A 20304-nucleotide genomic window follows, 5' to 3' on the forward strand; every position below is an offset into this window, starting at 1 on the left:
TGCGTAAATCAGTGATTATTGCTGCGCGGCCATACTGTCATTCAGCGGCATGGCATGCCGCAGCAGTGCGTGCTGTGCGAGCTGGATATCGGCCGAAGAAAGCTCGATCAGCGGCGTGATCTTGCCGGCGATCAGTGCCGCGATGGCCATGCCGTCGCGGTAAAGCACGCGCGAGCCCGTCAGTGCCGGTACCTTGTCACCGACCAGCACCGTGCCGACCAGATTCAGTGGATCGCAACCGCTGAGGCAGACCAGCTCGTTCGCATCCGCGCGTTTGCGCACGGCGCGTAGCGGCGCGATCGCCTCGGGCAGCGCGAACTGCTCGCCGACCAGGCCTTCGACGAAGCGACCACCGCGAATCTCGCCGCGTGCCTCCAACCGCTGATACACCCGCCGCAATTCCCGCCACGGTGGGAGCCACGGTGCCTCGCGCTCCAGCAACTTCCAGAACACCACGCCGTAGCGGCGCAGCAGGGTGCGCGCGATGTGCTCGATGGCCTCGGGGTCACGCTCGCTGGAGGGTGGCGTACTCGCGCCGCGCGCCAGCGACCAACGCCCCGCATCCTCGATGCCATTGAGCGCATGCCGGCGCATGCGCCGATGCCGATGGGCGTCGCGTTTGGCGGCAGGCAGTAGCAGAGCCCGCATGCCGGCGAAGCTGTCGGCGCTGACGCGACCGGCCGCGACCAGCTCGCCCAGGGCATCTTCCATTTCAGTGCGCAGCAGTCGCGTGGCGCTCATCAGTTCATCGAAGAACAGCGCGCCCTGCGCCTGCAGCGCGTCAGCCACGGCCTGGGCGCGTGACGACAACAGAACATCCTGCTGGTCGGAACCTGAGGCTATGGACGTCCAGACGGCCATGCTTCGCCGTGGCAGAAGCACGATCGGCGTGCTTCGCACCGGACCGCCACCGCCGCCACTACCGCTGCGCAGACGGCTCCAGCCAATTCGGCCTGCGCGGCACAGATCATCGAGCCAGCTGATCGAATAGTCACCGACGCGCGCCGGCAGGATTTCCGATTCCCATGCCCCGGCGGCCGCCTCGAAGCCTTCCAGCTGGCTCAGCGTGGCGTGCAGCGCATCCGGCCCGCTGAGTCGGGTAGCGATCGATACATGCTGCCAGTCGAACAGAAAGCGCATCAACTCGCGCCGGCTCACTGGCTCGATCTCGCGCCGCAGCCGACCCAGCGTATAGCGATGGATGCGCGCCAGCAGGTGTCGCTCACACCACTCGGTATCACCGGACTGGGCGGTGAAGCGGCCCTGCATCACATAGCCTTCGGACTGTAGCCGGCTCAGCACGATGTCTATCTCGCCCATGTCGACGGCCAGCGATCTGGCGAGAACGGCTGCCGTGACCGGGCCCAGGCAGCCGAGGCGATGCCGTACCAGCTCCAGCAGCGCATCGTCGCGATTCCAGGTTTGCTTCGCGTACTCGGCCGGTGCATGGATGGCCGGCTGCATCGGCGACGACGCATGCACCGCCTGCCAGAGCGGCAGCTTCTCGGCGCAGGTCCATACCTCGTTGTCCTGGCCAAGCGTGAGTCGTGTTGCGCGATGCGACCTGCCCAGTGTTTGCAGTCGCTCATTCCAGCCGGTGTTAGCCTCGGCCTCTGACGCGGTAACGAAGCCGAGTACATTCAACGCCTCGTGCATCTCATCCGCGTCGCGCACCTGTGGCCACGCTTCGTCACGCACGGCGGCGATGGCCTCAGGGTCGAGACGACCGAGATCGTCCGCACTGTCGGCGCCGTTCCACTGGCGTGACTGCACCGCCTGGGTACGACGTTCTTCCAGCGGCGCGTCATCGAGGAAGGCATACGGTGCGGCGTTGAGCACTTCGGCGGCCAGCGGGCTGGGGCCGGTGAGGTCGCGTGCCACGACGCGGATGGCGCCGCTTTCCATCGCACGCAGCACCTCCAGCCAGCCGTCGGTATCCATCGCTTCGCGCAGGCAGTCGTGCATGGTCTGGTCGACCAGCGGGTGCTTGGGCACCTCGCGCTCGCCGACGATGTTTTCCAGGCAGGCCACCTGATCGGGAAACACCGCGGCCAGCAGGTCTTCGCTCTTCATCCGCTGCAATGGCGGGGGCACCTTCTTGCCGGAGACGAACCGCGGCAGCGCCAGCGCGGTGACCGCGTTCCAGCGCCAGCGCGCGCCGAACAGCGGGGCATCGAGCAGGGCCTGGATCAGCACGTGCTCGGCGGTGTTGGAGTGCAGGTAGTGCGCGACCTCTTCCAGTGGAAAACTGTGGCTGGTCGACAGCGACAACACGATCGCATCCTCGGTCGCTGCAGCTTGCAACTCGAAATTGAACTGGCGACAGAAGCGCTTGCGCAGCGCCAGCCCCCACGCACGATTGATGCGGCTGCCCCACGGCGTATGGATCACCAGCTGGGTACCACCGGATTCGTCGAAGAAGCGTTCCAACACCAGCGTGGTCTGCGTCGGCAGCACGCCGAGTGCGGCCTTGGCGCGGGCCAGATAGTCGACCAGCTGCTGCGCGGCGGCGGCATCCAGTTGCAGCTCATCGCGCAGCCATATCAGCGCTGCGGGAATGCCGCCGGCATCGAGCTGCATTTCGATGTCATCGCGCAAACGCGACACGCCGAACGATAGTTCCTTGCTACGCCCCGGCGCTTCACCCAGCCAGAACGGAATGCTCGGTGGCGCACCGTGCGCATCCTCCACGCGCAGACGGTCGCGCTCGACCCGCTGGATGCGATAGCTGGTGTTGCCGAGCTGAAAGATGTCGCCGGCCATGCTCTCGACCGCAAAATCCTCGTTCACCGTGCCGACGATGATCGTCTGTGGTTCCAGCACGACCTTGTAATCGGCGGTATCGGGAATGGTGCCGCCGGACATCAGCGCGGTGAGTCGCGCGTTGCGCCGTGCACGCAGCTGGCCGTGTACGGCATCGCGATGCAGGTAAGCCGCGCGCGGCCCCTGGCGCGTGGTGAAACCCTCGGCCAGCATCTTCACCACCGCATCGAAATCGCCGCGGGACAGTGCGCGATACGGCCATGCACGACGCACCAGCTCGTACAGCGCATCCTCGCTCCATTCCTGGCAGGCGACCTCGGCGATGATTTGCTGCGCCAGTACGTCGAGCGGCTGCGGCGGCAGGATGAGCGCATCGAGCTCACCGCGCCGCACGCAGTCCAGCAGGGCCGTACATTCGATCAGATCGTCGCGCGTGGCGGGAAACAGCCGAGCCTTCGGCGTGCCGCTGATGCTGTGGCCGGAGCGGCCAGCGCGCTGCAGAAACGCGGCGATCGAACGCGGCGAACCGAGCTGGCACACCAGATCGACGTCGCCGATATCGATGCCCAGCTCCAGTGATGTGGTAGCCACCAGCACCGACAGCTCGCCGCGCTTGAGCCGCTGCTCGGCATCCAGCCGAAGCTCCTTCGACAGGCTGCCGTGATGCGCGGCCACGTTCTCCTTGCCGAGCCGTTCGGACAGATGCCGCGCCGCCCGCTCGGCCATCCGCCGCGTGTTGACGAACACCAGTGTGGTGCGATGTGCCTGCACCAGCCCTGCGACCTGGTTGTAGACCAGCTCCCAGCTATCGTTGGACATCACCGCCTCGAGCGGCACCGGTGGCACGGTGATCGCCAGATCGCGCGGGCGGGTATGGCCGACGTCGATGATGGTGCAGGCGAGATTCTCCCTCTCCCCATCGGGGGGAGGGCAGGGTGAGGGGCGGGTGCTCGCGGGGTTGTCACTCTCGGTGGCCGCTTCGGTGTTGTTTCCCCGCGACCCCGGCCCCTCACCCCGGCCCTCTCCCCAAAGGGGAGAGGGGGTGCAAGCGCCAACTAAGAAGTTGGCGACTTCCTCTATGGGTTTCTGCGTTGCGGACAAGCCGATGCGCAGCAAGCGCCGCTGGCACAGCGATTCCAATCGTTCCAGCGACAGCGCCAGATGCGAACCGCGCTTGCTGCCGGCAATGGCGTGAATCTCGTCGACGATGACCGAGCGCACGCCGGACAGCATCGCCCGGCCGGAAGCGGAACCCAGCAGCACGTAGAGCGATTCGGGCGTGGTCACCAGGATGTGCGGCGACTGCTTGCGCAGCAATGCGCGCTCGGCCTGCGGCGTGTCGCCAGTGCGCACGGCAGTGCGAATGGCCACATCGGGCAGGCCGAGTTTTTCGAGTTCTTCGCGAATGCCCTGCAGCGGTACGTCCAGATTGATCTGGATGTCGTTCGACAACGCCTTCAGCGGCGATACGTAGAGCACGCGGGTGGCGTCGGGCAGCACGCCACCGCTGGCCACACCTTCGCAGACCAGCGCATCGATCGCGGCCAGAAACGCGGTGAGCGTCTTGCCTGAACCGGTCGGTGCGGCCACCAGCGTGTGCTTGCCCGCGCGAATTGATGGCCATGCCTGTACCTGCGCCGCCGTGGGCGCTGAAAAGGCCTGGCGAAACCAGCCCGCGACGGCGGGATGGAAGGTTTCCAGTACGGCAGCGTCCAGGGAGTTGGAATCCAAGCGCATCGGCGATGGTCCGTGCGGCGGCGATAGGGTATTCACCTGATCATATATGGGGATGCCGCAAGGCCGGTCAAACGGGCATGCCTGACTGCCCGTTCATCGCTCGATCAGTGCCGGTGCAAGCGCCGAGCAGGCATGTCAATATCCGCGAGCGGCCGTCGCCTGTCAGGATTCCGGGGGAGTTCAACGACGGCTTTCATGCAAGGGATATTCATGCACGTTTTGCGAGTGATTTGGTGCCACGCTGGCGCCTCGGCTTCGATGCTGCAGCGGCTGGCACTGGTGTTATTGATCGGGCTGTGTGGCGCAACCACTGCGCATGCCGCCAGCCTCGATCCGGCGATCTTGCCGAAGATTCAGGCGGCCACGTTTGAAGTGGTGGCGGCCAAGCCGCTGAACGATCCGCTGACTTACGAAAAGCCGCTGCCGCTGGAGCTGTTGCCGTTTCAGGAACGCAACGACAAGTATTTTTCGATCGGCACCGCGTTCGCGATCGGCAATAACCGCTATGTCACCGCGGGCCATGTGCTGCAGATTGGCATCGGTAGCCTGTGGGCGCCGCCGGCGCTGCGCGATGCCAGCGGGCATGTCTATGCTATCGACAAGATCGAGAAGTATTCGCTGCAGGAAGATTTCGTGGTGTTCTCGCTGGCCGAGCAGCCGGCCAACGCCGCGGCGCTGGAGGTCAATACCAGCCCGGCGTTGAATGAGGTCGTCTACGCGGTGGGCAATGCGCTGGGTACCGGCGTGGTGATCCGCGACGGCTTGTATACATCGGACACGCCGGAGGATCAGGACGGTCGCTGGAAATGGATGCGCTTTTCGGCCGCCGCCTCGCCCGGCAACAGCGGTGGCCCGTTGCTGGACAAGGATGGCAAGCTGATCGGCATCGTGCTGATGAAGTCGGCCAACGAAAATCTGAATTACGCGCTGCCGATCGGACTGATCCTGAAGGCACCCGATCACCTGGCCGTGATGGATCAGCGGGTGCCCTACCAGCTCGATATTTTCGACACCACGCAGAACAGCATCTTCAAGGAACAGTTTGCTTTGCCGCTGAGCTTCGCTGACTTCAGCGCGGCCTATACCAAGCGCGTCAATGCCTATACCGATGCGCAAATCAAGCTGCTGCTGGGCAAGGAACCTGACAAGTTGTTTCCGCACGGCGACGGTTCCAACCGGTTGCTGCACAGCGTGGCACGGCAGAGCAGCTTTCCCGGGTTGATCGTTCGCAGCAGCACGGGCGACTGGGATGTGTCGGGCAAATCCGGCCAGAAGATTCCGCTGTCCAGCAATGGTTACGTGACCGCTGGCGTGGCCAAGAACAACATCCTGTTTCATCTGCGCAAGCCGGATAACGTGTCGGCCAGCGAGCTTTACGGCAACCCGGCCCTGCTGATGGAGCAATTGGCCAAGGTCGGCATCTTTCAGCGCCGTGTGGGTTCGGAAAGTATCAAGATCACCTCGCTGGGCAAGCCCGCCAGCGACACCATCCACGTCGATACCTGGCAGCGCCGCTGGCAGGTGCGCATATGGACGATGCCGTACGTGAATGTGCGCGTGGTGACCTTTTCGCTGCCGGTGCCGGACGGTTACGTGACCATGTTGCGCTTCGCACCGCCAGGCCATGAATACGACAGCCTGGCCGACATGAACGTGCTCACCGATTTTATCGATGTGAGCTACGACGGCACACTGGCGCAGTGGAAGGATTACTTGAAAAACACCGCGCTGCTGCCGGCGGCACTCAAGGACATCACGCTCGACCTCGACTATGGCAAGCATTTCGGCTATCGCGGCAAGCGGCTGAGTTTTTCCTTCGCGCCCACCCTGCAGAAGGTCGAGCAGGACAGCATGCTGAGGCTCGGCTTCGGCTTTTTCGAGGATCACGGCAAGGTCGTCTGGGACGTGGGCGACGTGCAGGTGCTGGCCAATGCCAACGACCCGGATCAGGTCAACGTCGAGCGACACGTCGCACCTTCTGCGGATATGGACGACGACTTCAAGAGCGAGTGGAACAAGCTGGTGCACCAGCGCCATCCTTATGACAGCGTCGCGCAAAGCGACAACGGCCAGATGGAGATTGTCACCACGGCGGGCGCGTCGGGTAGCTCCACACCAACGGTGCTTTACAGCGTCGGTGTCGCTGTTGACGGCACCCAACCGCAGCCGGCGATGAAGGCCAAGCTCGACCTGCTGATGCAGAACCTGCACGTCGACGATCACTGACGTTCGATCAACAATGCTGGCGTGCTGGCCACGACATCGTGGTCAGCACAATGCTTTCAGCTTGAAGCGGAGCACTGATCGCAGCTGTTGCTGCACCATTGACGGCCACGTATCAGTGGGGCGCCCCAATCGGTAGCACCGTGCGCTGATGTGCCTCGTTGATGACTTCAGCTGCCGACAGATAGAACGCCAGCGCCGCGGTGATCAGGCCGCCATAGCCGCCGGCCATCTTCAAGCCTGGCATGCCGGTCCATTCGGCGGCAGCGAGCAGGAAGAAGGTGATCCACAGCGCGAGGAAAACCAGCTGCAGTGCGCGCGGGGCTTTCCACGTGGCGACCCACATGTAGAGCGTAAATATGCCCCACATGAAGAGATACCAGCCCACGAATGCCGCCGGTACCTTGTCATGCAGAAACAGCACGAATAGCGCGAACGACCACCAGAACGCGCCGTAGCTGACGAAGGCCGTGGCGCCAAAGGTATTGCCACGCGGCAATTCCATCACGCCGGCAATCATCTGTGCCGTGCCGCCGTAGGCCAGTGCGACGGCCAGCACAATGTTCATCCCGTCGGCCGTGAACCAACCGGCGTTGATCATGCTGAGCAGCCACGTCGTTAGCGCGAAACCGGCGAGGCCCAGCGGTGCCGGGTTGGAGAATTTTGTCGGTATGTGTTCACTGCTCATGTTGTGAAACTCCCCTGAGTGGATCGAGCCGATGATTACGCCGTTAGCTGCAATCGGTGTTGCGTGTATTTCTAGCCGCACGTAAACCGGATTCAATCGTCATCATGACGCTCCGCTGCCGATCTTTCCGCGTGCATCGCGCCCTGCATCGGCTCTGCGACCGTTCGAGCATACGCATGCGGGAGCGCGGACTCATGCTGCAATGCGGTGTTTCATGCTCGCGATTCATACCCTGCATGGCAGATGACCACGGCGATGTGACAGGCCAGTGGCAAACGGCGTATCACGCCGACAAGCTCGCGAGTACTTTTCAGTGCGTTTCGATCACACCAGAATGATTTCGTCGCAGCCGCCGTAGTCGTTTTTCCTCGCGGCCCACACGCCAGGCCGCCCACGCCACCATCAACGCCAGCAGGTACCAGGTGATTGCATAGACAAGATGGTTATTGGGGAATGAGATCACGGTCAGACCACCGGCCGGTTCATTGTCTTTGTCGCTATCGGCGGATGGCGCAGCATCGGCATCCACGAAGTACGGTGCAACGTGCGACAGTCCGCGCGCGGTGGCAATCGCCTGGACATCGCGCGAAAACCAGCGATTGCCCGCAGGATCATTCTTGCGTAGAAAGCCGCCGCGCGGTTCGCTGATGCGCAACAGTCCGGTGATGGTGACGGGGCTCGTTGTGCCGGACGATGGGGCGTCTTTCCACTCGCGCGGAATGAAGCCGCGGTTGATCAGCACCACACTGCCATCCGCCCTTTGCAGCGGTGTCAGCAGCCAGAAACCGCTGCCCAGGTCGGTGCTTGCCTGCACGCGTGTTTCGCGATCGTCGAGAAAATGACCGGTGACGCGCACGTGCCGATACTCGTCGCTCGCGGCGGTCACATCAGGCCATTGATCTGGTCCGGGCGGCGCGACGGCCGGCGCATGCACGCGCTCATCGACCTTGGCGATGAGGTCGAGTTTCCAGGCGCGACGATAGACCTGCCAGGTACCCAGCCCAACGAGGCTGACGAACAAGATCAGTCCGAGCAAGCTCAGGCCGACCAGCGCAACGGTACTTCGTGGTTCGCGATCAGCAGCTTTTTCGGCAGCAGTCATGATCGTCCATGCGAGCGCCTGACGCGCTCAGGGCATGTTTTTCATCTGTTGTTCCATCATCGACGGCATCATGTTGTGGTCCAGGTGATACATCACCCAGATCGAACCGCTCAACGTGATGACGACAAGCACGATGGTGAAGATCAGCGCCAGCAGCGTCCAGCCACCCTCGGACTTCGAGTTCATGTGCAGAAAGTAGATCATGTGCACGACGATCTGCACGGCGGCAAACGCCAGGACCACCAGCGCGGTCATGCCCGATGTATGCAGTCCACCGCTCATCACGATCCAGAACGGAATCGCGGTGAGGATGACCGACAGCACGAAGCCGGTCATGTAACCCTTGAACGTGCTGTGGCTGGCGCCGGTATCGTGACCGTGATGGCTGTGATCGTCGGCGTGTCCGTCTTGGGGGACGAGATCGGTATGCGTGCTCATTTCAGCACTCCCATCAGATAGACAAAGGTAAACACGCCGATCCAGACCACGTCGAGGAAGTGCCAGAACATCGACAGGCACATCAGCCGACGTTTGTTTTCCGGCGTGAGGCCGAGCTTGCCGGTTTGCACCATCAGCGTGATCAGCCACACGATGCCGAAGGTGACGTGCAACCCATGCGTGCCGACCAGGGTAAAGAACGATGACAGGAACGCGCTGCGCTGCGGGCCATTGCCCTCATGGATCAGATGCAGGAACTCATACATCTCCAGGCTCAGGAACGCCGCGCCGAAAAGGCCGGTGATAGCGAGCCAGATCAGCATCGGCCGCAGCCGGTTGCGCTGCATTTCGAGGATGCCGAAGCCGTAGGTGATCGACGACAGCAGCAGCATCGAGGTGTTGACCGCGACCAGCGGCAGTTCGAATATTTCGGCGCCGGACGGTCCACCGGCGTAGTTGCGCCCCAGCACGCCGTAGACGGCGAACAGGCACGCGAAGATGAGACAGTCGCTCATCAGGTACATCCAGAAACCCAGCAAGGTGCCGTTTTCCGGGTGGTGTTCATGAGTCAGATGAAACTGCAGCGGACCCGCCGAGTGCGCGTCGCTGGTGATGACGTGTGCGTGGGAATCAGACATGGTTGGCTAACAGCGTGGTGCGGGCTGCCTCGGTACGGGCGACTTCGTCGGCCGGAATGTGGAAGTCGCGCTTGTAGTTGAAGGTATGGCCGATCGCGACCGCCAGCAGGGCGATGAACGACACGACCACCAGCAGCCACATGTTCCAGATCATGGCAAAGCCAAAGACCGTGCTGAGGCCGCCGAGCATGATGCCGGCACCGGTATTCTTGGGCATGTGTATCGGGATGAAGCCTTCTTCCGGCCGTTTGTAGTGGGCTTGCTTCATCTGCCACCAGGTGTCGACATCGTGCACCAACGGGGTAAAGGCAAAGTTGTAGGACGGCGGCGGCGACGAGGTCGACCACTCCAGCGTGCGGGCATCCCACGGATCGCCGGTGACATCGCGCAGTGCCGCACGGTGACGGAAGCTCACGTAGAACTGGATCAGCATCGAGATGATGCCCAGCAGGACCAGGAACGCGCCAAAGGCGGCAATCTCAAACCAGATCTGCAGCGACGAATCGTCGAAGTGGCTCATGCGACGCGTGACGCCCATCAGACCCAGCACGTACAGCGGCATGAAGGCGAAATAGAAGCCGACGGTCCAGAACCAGAACGAGCACTTGCCCCAGAACTCATCCAGCTTGAAGCCGAAGGCCTTCGGGAACCAGTAGTTGATGCCGGCAAACAGGCCGAACAGCACGCCGCCGATGATCACGTTATGGAAGTGCGCCACCAGAAACAGGCTGTTGTGCAGCACGAAATCCGCCGGGGGCACCGCCAGCAGCACGCCGGTCATGCCGCCGATGGTGAAGGTGACCATGAACCCCATCGTCCACAGCATCGGTACCGAGAACGTGATGCGCCCGCGGTACATGGTGAACAGCCAGTTGAAGATCTTCGCACCCGTGGGTATCGAGATGATCATCGTGGTGATGCCGAAGAACGAGTTGACGCTCGCGCCCGAACCCATCGTGAAAAAGTGATGCAGCCAGACGAGGTAAGCCAGCACTGTGATCACGATGGTCGCGTAGACCATCGAGGTGTAGCCGAACAGGCGCTTGCGACTGAAGGTGGCGGTGACCTCGGAGAAAATGCCGAACGCGGGCAGGATCAGGATGTACACCTCGGGATGGCCCCAGATCCAGATCAGATTCACGTACATCATCGCGTTGCCACCGAGTGCGGTGGTGAAGAAGTTCGTCCCTACGTAACGGTCGAGCGAGAGCAGCGCCAGCACCGCGGTCAGCACGGGGAACGCGGCGACGATCAGCACGTTGGTACACAGTGCCGTCCAGACGAACATCGGCATCTTCATCAGGCTCATGCCGGGCGCGCGCATCTTGATGATGGTGACCAGCAGGTTGATGCCCGATAGCAGCGTTCCGATACCGGCTATCTGCAGCGACCAGATGTAGTAGTCGACTCCCACGTCGGGGCTTTGCGCGATGCCCGACAAGGGCGGATACGCGAGCCAGCCGGTGCGCGCGAATTCTCCGACGAACAGCGACATCATCACCAGCACGGTGCCGGCCGCGGTCATCCAGAAACTGAAGTTGTTGAGAAACGGAAACGCCACGTCGCGCGCGCCGATCTGCAGCGGAATGACGAAGTTCATGATGCCGGTGATCAACGGCATCGCCACAAAGAAGATCATGATCACGCCATGCGCGGTAAACACCTGGTCGTAGTGTTCCGGCGGCAGAAAGCCGTTGTTGGCACCGAACGACATGGCTTGCTGCGCGCGCATCATGATGGCGTCGGAGAAGCCGCGCAGCAGCATCACCAAGCCCAGGATGATGTACATGATGCCGATTTTCTTGTGGTCGATACTGGTGAACCAGTCGTGCCACAAATAGCCCCACAGGCGGTTGTAGGTGATGACGGCAACCAGGGCCAGACCGCCCAGCATGACCACAATCATGGTGCCCAGCACGATCGGAACGTGCAGAGGCAGCGCCTCCCAGGTGAGTCGGCCGAAAATCAGTTTTACGAGATCAAGATGGTCAAACATCGTGTGCACCGGAACATGAAACTTCAAAAAGCGGGGCGCTGAATGGCGAAGCGCGCCACAGGCAGGCAGGGTCGCTGGGCGGCATCACGGCGTGTGACCTGACGGCGCGGCGGGGGCGCTTTTCGATTCGCTGGCGGCCGGCATTGGCATCGACATGGCGTCATGGGCCACCGCAGCATCGGCGTGCGCGGCATCGCCGGATGGCATCATGGCGTGCATGTCCGGAGTCTTGGTTCCGGCATCGCTGGCGGAGCCCATCATTGAGTCGGCGCATTTCTGCGCCGCAGCCACGCAGTTGTTGAGGATGGCGTCGTACAGGCCGGGCGCGACGCTGGCGTAAAAGTGGATCGGCTCGCGCTCGCTGGGTTGTTCCAGGTGTTGATAGGTATCCACACTCAAGGTTTCGCTGCTCTTGCGAGCCCGCTGCACCCAGGCGTCAAAATCCCGATCGCTCATGCCGTGAAACTTGAAGCGCATGCCGGAGAAGCCGTCGCCGCTGAAGTTGGCCGAGAAGCCTTCGTACTCGCCGGCCTTGTTGATGACGGCGTTGAGCTTGGTTTCCATGCCGGGCATCGCGTAGATCTGCCCCGCCAGCGATGGGATGAAGAATGAATTCATCACGTTGGCGGCGGTGATCCTGAACTCGATGGGCCGGTCGACCGGTGCGGCCAGCTCATTGACGGTGGCGATGCCCTGCTCGGGATAAAAGAACAGCCACTTCCAGTCCAGCGCGACCACCTCGACAACCAGCGGCTGGGTGCCGGCGGCCACCAGGCGACCCTTGGACAGCTGGTCAAGCGGGCGATACGGGTCAAGCTTGTGCGTACTGACCCAGGTCAATGCCCCCAGCGCGATGATGATCAGCAGCGGTGCCGCCCAGATCATCAGTTCGAGCATGGTCGAGTGATGCCACTCGGGATCGTACGAGGCTTGCGTGTTGCGGGCGCGATAGCGCCAGGCAAAAAACAGCGTTAGCGCAATCACCGGAATGACGATCAACAGCATCAGTCCAAGGGAAACGATGATCAGATCGCGCTGCTGCAGCGCGACATCGCCTTCGGGATGCAGCAATACGGCATTGCAGCCTGCCAACAATGCCAGGGCAGGGAGCAACAGCAGTCCACGGAGGGTCTTTTTGAGAGGCATTGCGTGAGGGTAGAACTGTCTGGGGATAGTCAAAAAGGTACACTGGTTGCTGCAATGCAGGAATAGGACACTTTGTCCTATGGCGGCGCCAGGCCACGGATGCGATCCTTCGCAATGAGCGCATTATATCGCTGACGCAACATACGTCCCGAATTGAGCACGCCGATGTCGAGCATTACCCAAGAACAGCATGATCCGTCCCCGCACATCGCGGATTATGACGGCGGTCACGTCCCCGCCGGCCACTCGAAAGTCGCCCCCGGCGAGATCGCTGTAGGCGTCGTCATTGGCCGCGCCTCCGAGAATTTCGACTTTTTCGTTTACGGTATTGCGTCGGTGCTGGTTTTTCCCTCGGTGTTTTTCCCGTTTGAGAGCCGCCTCGATGGCACGCTGATGTCGTTCGGGATCTTTGCGCTGGCCTTCATTGCGCGCCCGTTCGGCACCACGCTGTTCATGGAGATACAGCGTCGTATGGGGCGCGGCTTCAAGCTGACGCTGGCGCTGTTTCTGCTTGGCACGGCCACGGTGGGCATGGCGTTCCTGCCCAGCTATGGCGTCCTGGGCGGCGGAGCCATCGTGCTGCTGGCGTTTTTCCGAATGCTGCAGGGTTTCGCCCTCGGCGGTTCATGGGATGGTTTGCCTTCGCTGCTGGCACTCAATGCGCCGGCGGGCAAGCGCGGCTGGTACTCCATGCTCGGCCAGCTCGGCGCACCGATCGGGTTTCTGATCGCCAGCGCGCTGTTCCTGTTCTTGCACGCCAATCTTTCGAACGATGACTTCATGGACTGGGGCTGGCGTTATCCGTTCTTCGTCGCGTTTGCGATCAACGTGGTCGCGCTGTTCGCGCGCCTGCGGCTGGTGTTGACCGAGGAGTACACGCAGTTGCTGGAAGAGGGCAATCTGGAGCCGATCGGTATCACCGAAATGTTCCGCGCCCAGGGCTACAACCTCTTTATCGGCGCCTTCGCGGCACTCGCTAGCTACGCGCTGTTCCATCTGGTGACGGTGTTTCCGCTGTCATGGATTTCGCTGCATTCGACCCAGTCGATCGACAGCGTGTTGATCGTGCAGATCGTCGGTGCCGTCGTGGGCGTTCTCGGCACCATTGCATCCGGCGTCATCGCCGACCGTTTCGGGCGGCGCAATACGCTGGGTACGCTGGCGGTATTGATCGGCATCTTTGCCTTGTTCACGCCGTGGCTGCTCGATGGTGGCCCGGCCGCGCAGGATGCGTTCATTCTGATCGGCTTTGCGCTGCTGGGTATTTCATACGGCCAGGCCTCGGGTACGGTGACGGCCAACTTCCTCTCTCGCTTCCGCTACACCGGTGCGGCGCTCACCTCCGACTTCGCATGGTTGATCGGCGCGGCGTTTGCGCCGTTCGTGGCGCTGGCGCTGTCGGTCAAATTCGGACTGGCCGCCGTGAGCATTTACCTGCTGTCCGGCGCCGCGTGCACGCTGGTGGCCCTGAAGATCAATCGGGCGCTGGAATCCCGCGACTGATGGGTGCCAGCATGACGCCGGTCCAAACCGAAAAGGGTTAGTCGGCTAGCTGGCAAGCGCCGCAGTGTTTACGTTCAGGCGAACGGCTTGTCGATCGACACCGAGCGATCGGTGAACCACTCGGCACCTGTCGGAGTCACGAAGAAATGGTCTTCGATACGCACGCCGAATTCACCGAAGCCAAGACCATCCAGATCCAACTCGTCAATGAATACGTCGATCACCCGGATCGGCTTCTCTTCATCCATGTAGTCGTCGAGTCGCTCAGGAAAAAGGAAACTTCGTGAACGATCGGCACCCTCGGCGGTCCGATATTCAGGCGCGCTGGAAGTTTGCTTCAGCTCGCAGGTCCCCTGACAAACTCCGCTGTTGACGCCGCCGGAGAAGATGCTTCCCGGTCTTATGCCTTGGACAATCGATCAGGCACTCGCCGACCGGTTCTAGGCGCTGGCTGGGCGGTTTACTGGCATCGAGTTCGATATCCGAGAAACTCTGAAAGTGGGTGAGGCATCATGAATAGCGGCATGTCACGCCTTTCGTCTACCCCATTGCATGCGCATGGAAGCTATCCGGCTATCCAATGTGCAGCGACTGCAGCGGTACTGCGTTGGGCTGTGCGTATTGATGCTGACGATGCGCATGCCCTTGATTGGTTCAGGACCGTGCAAATTCATGAGCTGGGTAACAAAACAGCCGCTGAGCTCGTGCGGGATGGCGCGCACGATGAGGTCATCCGATTTCTTGAAGAGATCATTGCAGGCTGCCGTGGTTGATGGTGCATTGAACGGAATAATTCATCGCTGACCATCATCGACACAGCGGGGCGCGAATCGAGTTGCTGGAGTATCAGGGCGCTGAAGCTCGCCGTGAAAGTCCACGGCCGTTCGATGCCGGGCATAGGACGAATCAGGTCAATTGCAGTGGATGCTGCAACGCACGGAGCTAGAAGACAAAAGCCAGCGTAGGATGGGGACCATCGCGGCCACTAGGGGGTCAGACGTGCCACGTCCCAAACTCGATCCACGTCAATTTGCTCCTGAAATCGCGCCGTTGGCGCTGGCGGAACTGACCGAACTGGTGAGCGAACTCGGTATTGCGCCCGAGCGCTTATGTGCGGATGTAGGCATCAGCAGTGCCGACATGTGCGCCGGCGAGTTGATTTCCAATCGCCAGGTCGGGCGTCTCGTCCGACGCGCCATCCAGCTGACTGGCCGTACCGATCTGGGTCTCGAAGTGGGGCGGCGCCAGAACATCAGTCACTTCGGTCTGCCTGGCTTTGCCATGACCGCGATGCGCACATTCGGCGAGGCCGTCGATATCGGTGTGCGCTATCAAGGACAAAGCGGTGGTCTGATGGACGTCAGCTTTGAACTCAACGACGATCTCGGTGCTCTGATCGGACAGCCGCGCACGAGCGACCCGGTAGTGCAAACGTTCGTGGTCGAAGAGTTGTACGCCAGTGTGATGGTGCTGATCCGTATTCTTCTGGGCAGCGGTTATCGTCCACAGGCTCTTGAATTTGACTATCCTGCACCGCCACATGCCGCACGTTACGCCGAAGTGTTCGGATGCCCGGTGCGCTTCGGACAGCCACGCAACCGTGGTCTTTTTCCGCGCCATTGGTTTGCGCTGCCGTTGGCCAGCCATTCGCCGGTGGCCGCCGCCGAATTGCGCGCCTTGCTGGAAGCGCGCGCACTGAGTCAGCACACGCCTAATACGGTGGCCGCCATCGAACACGTATTGCAGCAGACCGGCAACGTGGCGATGTCGGTTGAAGAGGTGGCAGCTGCACTTGGCCTGAGCTCGCGTACTTTGCGTCGACGCCTAAGCGAGGCCGGCACATCGTTCCGCATATTGAGCGAACGTTTGCGCGCACTGAAGGCGCAACACATGCTGCGGGATGAAGGACTGACGGTGGCAGAGACCAGTGAGCATCTTGGTTTCAGCGATGCGCGCGCGTTCCGGCGCGCTTTCAAACGTTGGGTGGGTGAAGTACCAGGGACGATGCGGCGCAACGTAGGTGTGTGACGCGAACACGCGAGGGAAGGTCACTGCCGGATTTGGCCGCTACCGACCCCTGTAGCACCCACAGGAGCTGTGCTGCACTAGCGCTTTAGAGCTTCGAGCCAGCACCTATGTCTGAGAGACCGTCACGGCTTGCCGATGAACCCATGCATCCGCAGCCGTTGGCGGCGCCGCGGAAACGTGGTGTGTTGTCCCGTCACTTCACACCCCCAGCGCCACGCACCGGCCTGGATGATGGCCTGCATGGCGCGCAGCCGACATGGCAGAACTGGTCCGGCGGACAGCTTGCGCAACCTTTCGCGAAGTGGTCACCGCAGGACGAAGATGAGCTGCGCCGGCAGGTGCGCGACGCAGCCAGCGTGCGCGTCGTTGGTGCCGGTCATTCGTTCAGCCCGTTGGTGCCGACATCCGGCGCGATCCTGTCGCTGGATCACCTCAGCGGCTTGATCAGCCATGACGCGCAGAAACAGCAGGCTCGTTTGTGGGCCGGCACTCGTCTGTTCGACGCCGGTCCGTTGCTGTACGGCATCGGCCAGGCGATGCCGAACCTGGGCGATATCGATCGGCAGAGTCTGGCTGGTGCCCTTTCCACCGCTACGCACGGTACCGGTATCACCTTGCCTTGCATCGCTGCCGGCGCCACCGCGCTGCGGCTGGTGACCGCACAGGGCGACGTGCTCGAATGCAGCCGCGATAGCGATAGCGACCTTTTTCGCGCGGCCGCGGTATCGCTAGGTGCACTCGGCGTGATCACCCAGGTCACGCTGCAGAACGTGCCGGCTTTTCGTCTGCGCGAGCGCGTGCACCTGCAATCGCTGGATCAATTGTTACCCGAGATGGAGGAGTGGGTACGTCAACATCGTCACTTCGAACTCCTGGTTTTTCCATTCAGCCGTCTAGCCATCGTCAAGACGCTCGATCTCACCGAAGAGCCACCTACAGGTGAAGCGCAAGGTGCCGACTCCGCAGATGCCATGCTGAGATTGAGCTGCGAACTCAATCGCCGGCTGCCGGGCCTGGGACGGCGGTTGCAAACGTTGATTGGCCGCTTCATCAAACCCACGGATCGCGTCAACTGGTCATACAAGATCTTTGCGTCGGCGCGCAACGTGCGCTTCAACGAGATGGAATACCAGGTGCCGCTAGCCACGGGTGCATCCTGTCTGGATGAGGTTTGCAGGGCGGTGAGCAAGAGCAAGGTCGGTGTATTTTTTCCGATGGAGTTCCGCTTCGTCGCCGCCGATGACTATTGGCTGAGTCCATTCCAGAGTGCTCTCGGCGAAGCGCGCTGTTCGATCTCGGTACACCAATATCACAAGCAGGATTACCGGCCGTTGTTCGCGGTGGCGGAACCTGTTCTGCGTCGTTACGGCGGCCGTCCGCACTGGGGCAAGTTGCATACCGTCGGTGGCGCAGATCTGCGTAGCCTATATCCCGATCTCGAGCGCTTTCTGCGTTTACGCAGTGAACTCGATCCGCGTGGAAAGTTTCTCAATCCGCACCTGCGGCAGTTGTTCGGAATGGCAAAGTCATGAGCCGAGACCGCTCCATCACGTCGGTCGTGCCATCGTCGCCAGATGCCATTCGCGATAGCTCGCCAGCGACTCATGCCGGCCCCCACGATAGTTATTTCAGTGGCTTGCAGAACGCACTGAGCCAAGCCGGCATTGCCAGTCCCAGCGTGGTGATCGATCGGGCGCGCCTGCGCCGCAACGCGATGCGCCTGAAGGCGTTGATTGCGTCGAACGCGCAACTTCGCCTGGTCGAGAAATCGCTGCCGGTACCGGCGCTGCTGGACGAGGCCATGAAACTGACCGACACCAGCGCGTTGATGGTGTTTCATGAGCCACAACTGCGTCAGGTGGCACAGCGGTTTCCCGACAGCGATCTGCTGATGGGCAAGCCGATGCCGGTGCTTGCCGCGCGGCATTTCTACCAGCACCTGGGTAAGACCTCTTTCGATCCCGCACGCCAGCTGCAATGGCTGATCGATACGCCGGCGCGGCTGCAGGAGTATCTGGAACTCGCGCGTGGTCTAGGCACGAAGTTACGTGTCAATGTCGAGATCGATGTCGGCTTGCATCGCGGTGGTGTGACGGATCCGGCGGCTTTGCGCATCATGCTCGAGCGATTGCATGGTACGTCCGAGCATCTTGAGTTTGCGGGTTTGATGGGCTACGACGCTCACGTTGGCAAATTGCCGGGCCTGGTGGAGAGTCGCGAGACGAGTTTCGGCAAGGCCGTCGATGCGTATCGTTCGTTTCAAGCGGTGGCGCGCGCGGAGTTCCCCGAACTGGCGCCGACGCTGTGCTGGAACGGTGCCGGTAGCCCGACCGTTGCCCTGCATCGGCACAACTCGCCGCTCAACGATGTGTCCGCTGGCTCGGCCCTGCTCAAACCGCTTGAGTTCGATATCGACTTGCTGGCGGAATTCGAGCCTGCGGTATTCATTACCACCCCCGTACTCAAGGCCCAGGACGGTACGCGCCTGCCGGGACCGGCGTGGCTGTCGAAGCTGCTGTTCGGCGGACGCGCGCAGCGTGCACGCAGCTACTTCATCTATGGCGGTGGCTGGCCAGCGCAGCCGGCCTCGCCAGTGGGACTGTTACCCAACAAACAGTTTGGTCTCAGCTTCAACCAGTCCATCCTCAACGGCCCGCGCGAACATGCGCTCGCGGTCAACGACACGGTGTTCTTTCGCCCGTATCAGTCCGAAGGTACGTTGCTGCACTACGGTCCGGTACGTGTGATCGAGGATGGTCGTGTCGTCGATGAGTGGCTGCCATTCGGAGAAATCTGATGATGCGGGTTGTCCTGCGTTGGTTGCGGTTATTTACCCTGTGGACTCAAGCATCCATCGTTATGGCATATCGGCCGACGGTATGGTTGATCTCGTTTGACGCGGCCCTCCTATGACGGCGAGAGCCGCCTGCACGACCAGCAGTGCGATCAGCAGACAACAACCCAGCGTCCACTGCCCGGCATCGGCGATTGGCTCGAGCGCGGCGATAATGGCTGCGGCGCCAGCGTTACCCATCAAGAAAAACAGGCTGACTGCGGTGCCTGCATGCTCCTCGCCAGTGGTGTTCACCACGGCTTGGATCAGCAACGGCAGCGGCGCCAACAGGGTCGCGCCGAGTACGATACCGGCAAGACCCAGCACGATCGGTGAGCTGCTTGCGAACAGCACGACAGTGACGCCGATCGAGCCCAACGCGGCAATCAGCATCAGCATGCGCAGGCTCAGTATGCGCGAAACGCGCTCGATCAACGCCATGCACACGATGCCGCTGATCAGCATGCATAGCGCGACGATGCCTGCGGTCTGCGGGTCAATCCCGTGCCGGTGCAGGATCGATTCCAGCCAGGTGGAAATGGCATTGAAATAGCCATTGGCGAGAAAGAAATACGCGGTCAATACCAGGAACGTCGGCGCGCGCAGCATCGCCAGCATCGCCGATCGCCATGATGGCCGAGGGCCTGGCGTGGTGGCAGCCTCGCGCGGATCGGCCGGCACCCACAGCCAGGTCAGCAGTGCCAGCGCACCCAACACAAGCACATCAAGCCACAACGTCTGATACCCGATCATCGGCACCAGCACAAAGGCCAGGCCAAGGCCTGCGAACATCGCCATGCTGGAGATCTCGGTCGCACGCAGCCGTTCGTCTTCGTCGAACCAAACCGCGGCCAACCGGGCGACCAACGCCAACACCAATGGCTGCAGCACCGAGAACATCACCTGGCCCGCCAGCAGAAACCCGTAGCTCGGCCCTAGAATGCGCAGCAACGCAGCCAATGCCATCCCTACCGCGCTGATGCGTAGTGACGTGCGCACTGGCACGCGATCGAGCAACATGCCCGCCGGCAATGCCAGCGGTATGAACAGCAAGGGAAACACCAGCGATAACGTACCGATGGCGCTCGGCGACACCCCGTAGTGGATGGCGATCTCGCTGGTGATCGGCGCAAAGCGCAGCCATTCGAACTGCATCAACGCCTGCAGTGCGGCATAGACCGTGAGAACGCGATAACGCATTGGAATCAT

General features: G+C 61.8%; 15 protein-coding genes. 6 read left to right on the forward strand and 9 right to left on the reverse strand.

The window, feature by feature from the left end; translation table 11 throughout:
* Positions 1-15: 15 nt before the first annotated feature.
* Positions 16-4494 carry a DEAD/DEAH box helicase gene (locus tag HDE79_RS01350; RefSeq protein ID WP_255488203.1) on the reverse strand — a complete coding sequence of 1493 codons (4479 nt, stop codon included), beginning with the start codon at positions 4492-4494 and terminating at the stop codon, positions 16-18.
* 216 nt (positions 4495-4710) lie between these two features.
* On the opposite strand from HDE79_RS01350, the gene HDE79_RS01355 reads away from it, so the two are divergent.
* Positions 4711-6726 (forward strand): serine protease, encoded by a 2016-nt coding sequence (locus tag HDE79_RS01355; RefSeq protein WP_255488204.1) that lies wholly within the window; start codon positions 4711-4713, stop codon positions 6724-6726.
* Between the two features lie 112 nt (positions 6727-6838).
* Here the strand turns inward: HDE79_RS01355 and HDE79_RS01360 are convergent, their stop codons facing one another.
* From HDE79_RS01360 to cyoA, 6 genes are all read right to left on the reverse strand, one after another.
* Positions 6839-7411: an acetate uptake transporter gene (locus HDE79_RS01360; RefSeq protein WP_184600130.1), complete on the reverse strand. Its 573-nt coding sequence runs from the start codon at positions 7409-7411 to the stop codon at positions 6839-6841.
* Between the two features lie 310 nt (positions 7412-7721).
* Positions 7722-8513 carry an SURF1 family protein gene (locus tag HDE79_RS01365; RefSeq protein ID WP_184600131.1) on the reverse strand — a complete coding sequence of 264 codons (792 nt, stop codon included), beginning with the start codon at positions 8511-8513 and terminating at the stop codon, positions 7722-7724.
* 27 nt (positions 8514-8540) lie between these two features.
* On the reverse strand, positions 8541-8951 hold the full coding sequence (gene cyoD / locus HDE79_RS01370) for a cytochrome o ubiquinol oxidase subunit IV (protein ID WP_184600132.1): 411 nt from the start codon (positions 8949-8951) through the stop codon (positions 8541-8543).
* On the reverse strand, positions 8948-9589 hold the full coding sequence (gene cyoC / locus HDE79_RS01375) for a cytochrome o ubiquinol oxidase subunit III (protein ID WP_184600133.1): 642 nt from the start codon (positions 9587-9589) through the stop codon (positions 8948-8950). Before cyoC ends, cyoD begins: the two co-directional genes overlap by 4 nt.
* Positions 9582-11585: a cytochrome o ubiquinol oxidase subunit I gene (cyoB, locus tag HDE79_RS01380; RefSeq protein WP_184600134.1), complete on the reverse strand. Its 2004-nt coding sequence runs from the start codon at positions 11583-11585 to the stop codon at positions 9582-9584. Before cyoB ends, cyoC begins: the two co-directional genes overlap by 8 nt.
* An 84-nt stretch (positions 11586-11669) precedes the next feature.
* A complete protein-coding gene (gene cyoA, locus HDE79_RS01385; protein WP_255488205.1) occupies positions 11670-12698 on the reverse strand; it encodes a ubiquinol oxidase subunit II in 1029 nt (342 codons plus the stop codon).
* 198 nt (positions 12699-12896) lie between these two features.
* Between cyoA and HDE79_RS01390 the strand changes: the two genes are divergently transcribed.
* Positions 12897-14234, forward strand: coding sequence for an MFS transporter (locus HDE79_RS01390; protein WP_184600136.1), 1338 nt, complete (start codon positions 12897-12899; stop codon positions 14232-14234).
* A 74-nt stretch (positions 14235-14308) separates the two neighbouring features.
* On the opposite strand, the gene HDE79_RS01395 is transcribed toward HDE79_RS01390, so the two are convergent.
* Positions 14309-14482, reverse strand: coding sequence for a hypothetical protein (locus HDE79_RS01395; RefSeq protein ID WP_184601156.1), 174 nt, complete (start codon positions 14480-14482; stop codon positions 14309-14311).
* Between the two features lie 264 nt (positions 14483-14746).
* Between HDE79_RS01395 and HDE79_RS01400 the strand changes: the two genes are divergently transcribed.
* From HDE79_RS01400 to HDE79_RS01415, 4 genes are all read left to right on the forward strand, one after another.
* Complete coding sequence (locus HDE79_RS01400; RefSeq protein ID WP_184600137.1) at positions 14747-15007, forward strand: hypothetical protein; 261 nt, start codon at positions 14747-14749, stop codon at positions 15005-15007.
* Positions 15008-15233: 226 nt separating this feature from the next.
* Complete coding sequence (locus HDE79_RS01405; protein ID WP_184600138.1) at positions 15234-16262, forward strand: AraC family transcriptional regulator; 1029 nt, start codon at positions 15234-15236, stop codon at positions 16260-16262.
* Between the two features lie 107 nt (positions 16263-16369).
* On the forward strand, positions 16370-17794 hold the full coding sequence (locus tag HDE79_RS01410; protein WP_221439981.1) for a D-arabinono-1,4-lactone oxidase: 1425 nt from the start codon (positions 16370-16372) through the stop codon (positions 17792-17794).
* Entirely contained in the window at positions 17791-19059 is a 1269-nt protein-coding gene (locus HDE79_RS01415) for an alanine racemase (RefSeq protein ID WP_184600139.1), read from the forward strand. Before HDE79_RS01410 ends, HDE79_RS01415 begins: the two co-directional genes overlap by 4 nt.
* Positions 19060-19119: 60 nt before the next feature.
* Here the strand turns inward: HDE79_RS01415 and HDE79_RS01420 are convergent, their stop codons facing one another.
* Positions 19120-20295, reverse strand: a complete 1176-nt coding sequence (locus HDE79_RS01420; RefSeq protein ID WP_184600140.1) for an MFS transporter — start codon at positions 20293-20295, stop codon at positions 19120-19122.
* Positions 20296-20304 lie beyond the last annotated feature (9 nt).

This window comes from Rhodanobacter sp. MP1X3 (genome assembly GCF_014207165.1).
GTDB lineage: Bacteria > Pseudomonadota > Gammaproteobacteria > Xanthomonadales > Rhodanobacteraceae > Rhodanobacter.

Excerpts from the sequence above, each read along its gene's own strand:
- HDE79_RS01355 (WP_255488204.1), top strand. The coding sequence starts at position 4,711 with ATGCACGTTTTGCGAGTGATTTGGTGCCACGCTGGCGCCTCGGCTTCG.
- HDE79_RS01360 (WP_184600130.1), bottom strand. The coding sequence starts at position 7,411 with ATGAGCAGTGAACACATACCGACAAAATTCTCCAACCCGGCACCGCTG.
- HDE79_RS01365 (WP_184600131.1), bottom strand. The coding sequence starts at position 8,513 with ATGACTGCTGCCGAAAAAGCTGCTGATCGCGAACCACGAAGTACCGTT.
- cyoD (WP_184600132.1), bottom strand. The coding sequence starts at position 8,951 with ATGAGCACGCATACCGATCTCGTCCCCCAAGACGGACACGCCGACGAT.
- cyoC (WP_184600133.1), bottom strand. The coding sequence starts at position 9,589 with ATGTCTGATTCCCACGCACACGTCATCACCAGCGACGCGCACTCGGCG.
- cyoB (WP_184600134.1), bottom strand. The coding sequence starts at position 11,585 with ATGTTTGACCATCTTGATCTCGTAAAACTGATTTTCGGCCGACTCACC.
- HDE79_RS01390 (WP_184600136.1), top strand. The coding sequence starts at position 12,897 with ATGTCGAGCATTACCCAAGAACAGCATGATCCGTCCCCGCACATCGCG.
- HDE79_RS01395 (WP_184601156.1), bottom strand. The coding sequence starts at position 14,482 with ATGGATGAAGAGAAGCCGATCCGGGTGATCGACGTATTCATTGACGAG.
- HDE79_RS01400 (WP_184600137.1), top strand. The coding sequence starts at position 14,747 with ATGAATAGCGGCATGTCACGCCTTTCGTCTACCCCATTGCATGCGCAT.
- HDE79_RS01410 (WP_221439981.1), top strand. The coding sequence starts at position 16,370 with ATGTCTGAGAGACCGTCACGGCTTGCCGATGAACCCATGCATCCGCAG.
- HDE79_RS01415 (WP_184600139.1), top strand. The coding sequence starts at position 17,791 with ATGAGCCGAGACCGCTCCATCACGTCGGTCGTGCCATCGTCGCCAGAT.
- HDE79_RS01420 (WP_184600140.1), bottom strand. The coding sequence starts at position 20,295 with ATGCGTTATCGCGTTCTCACGGTCTATGCCGCACTGCAGGCGTTGATG.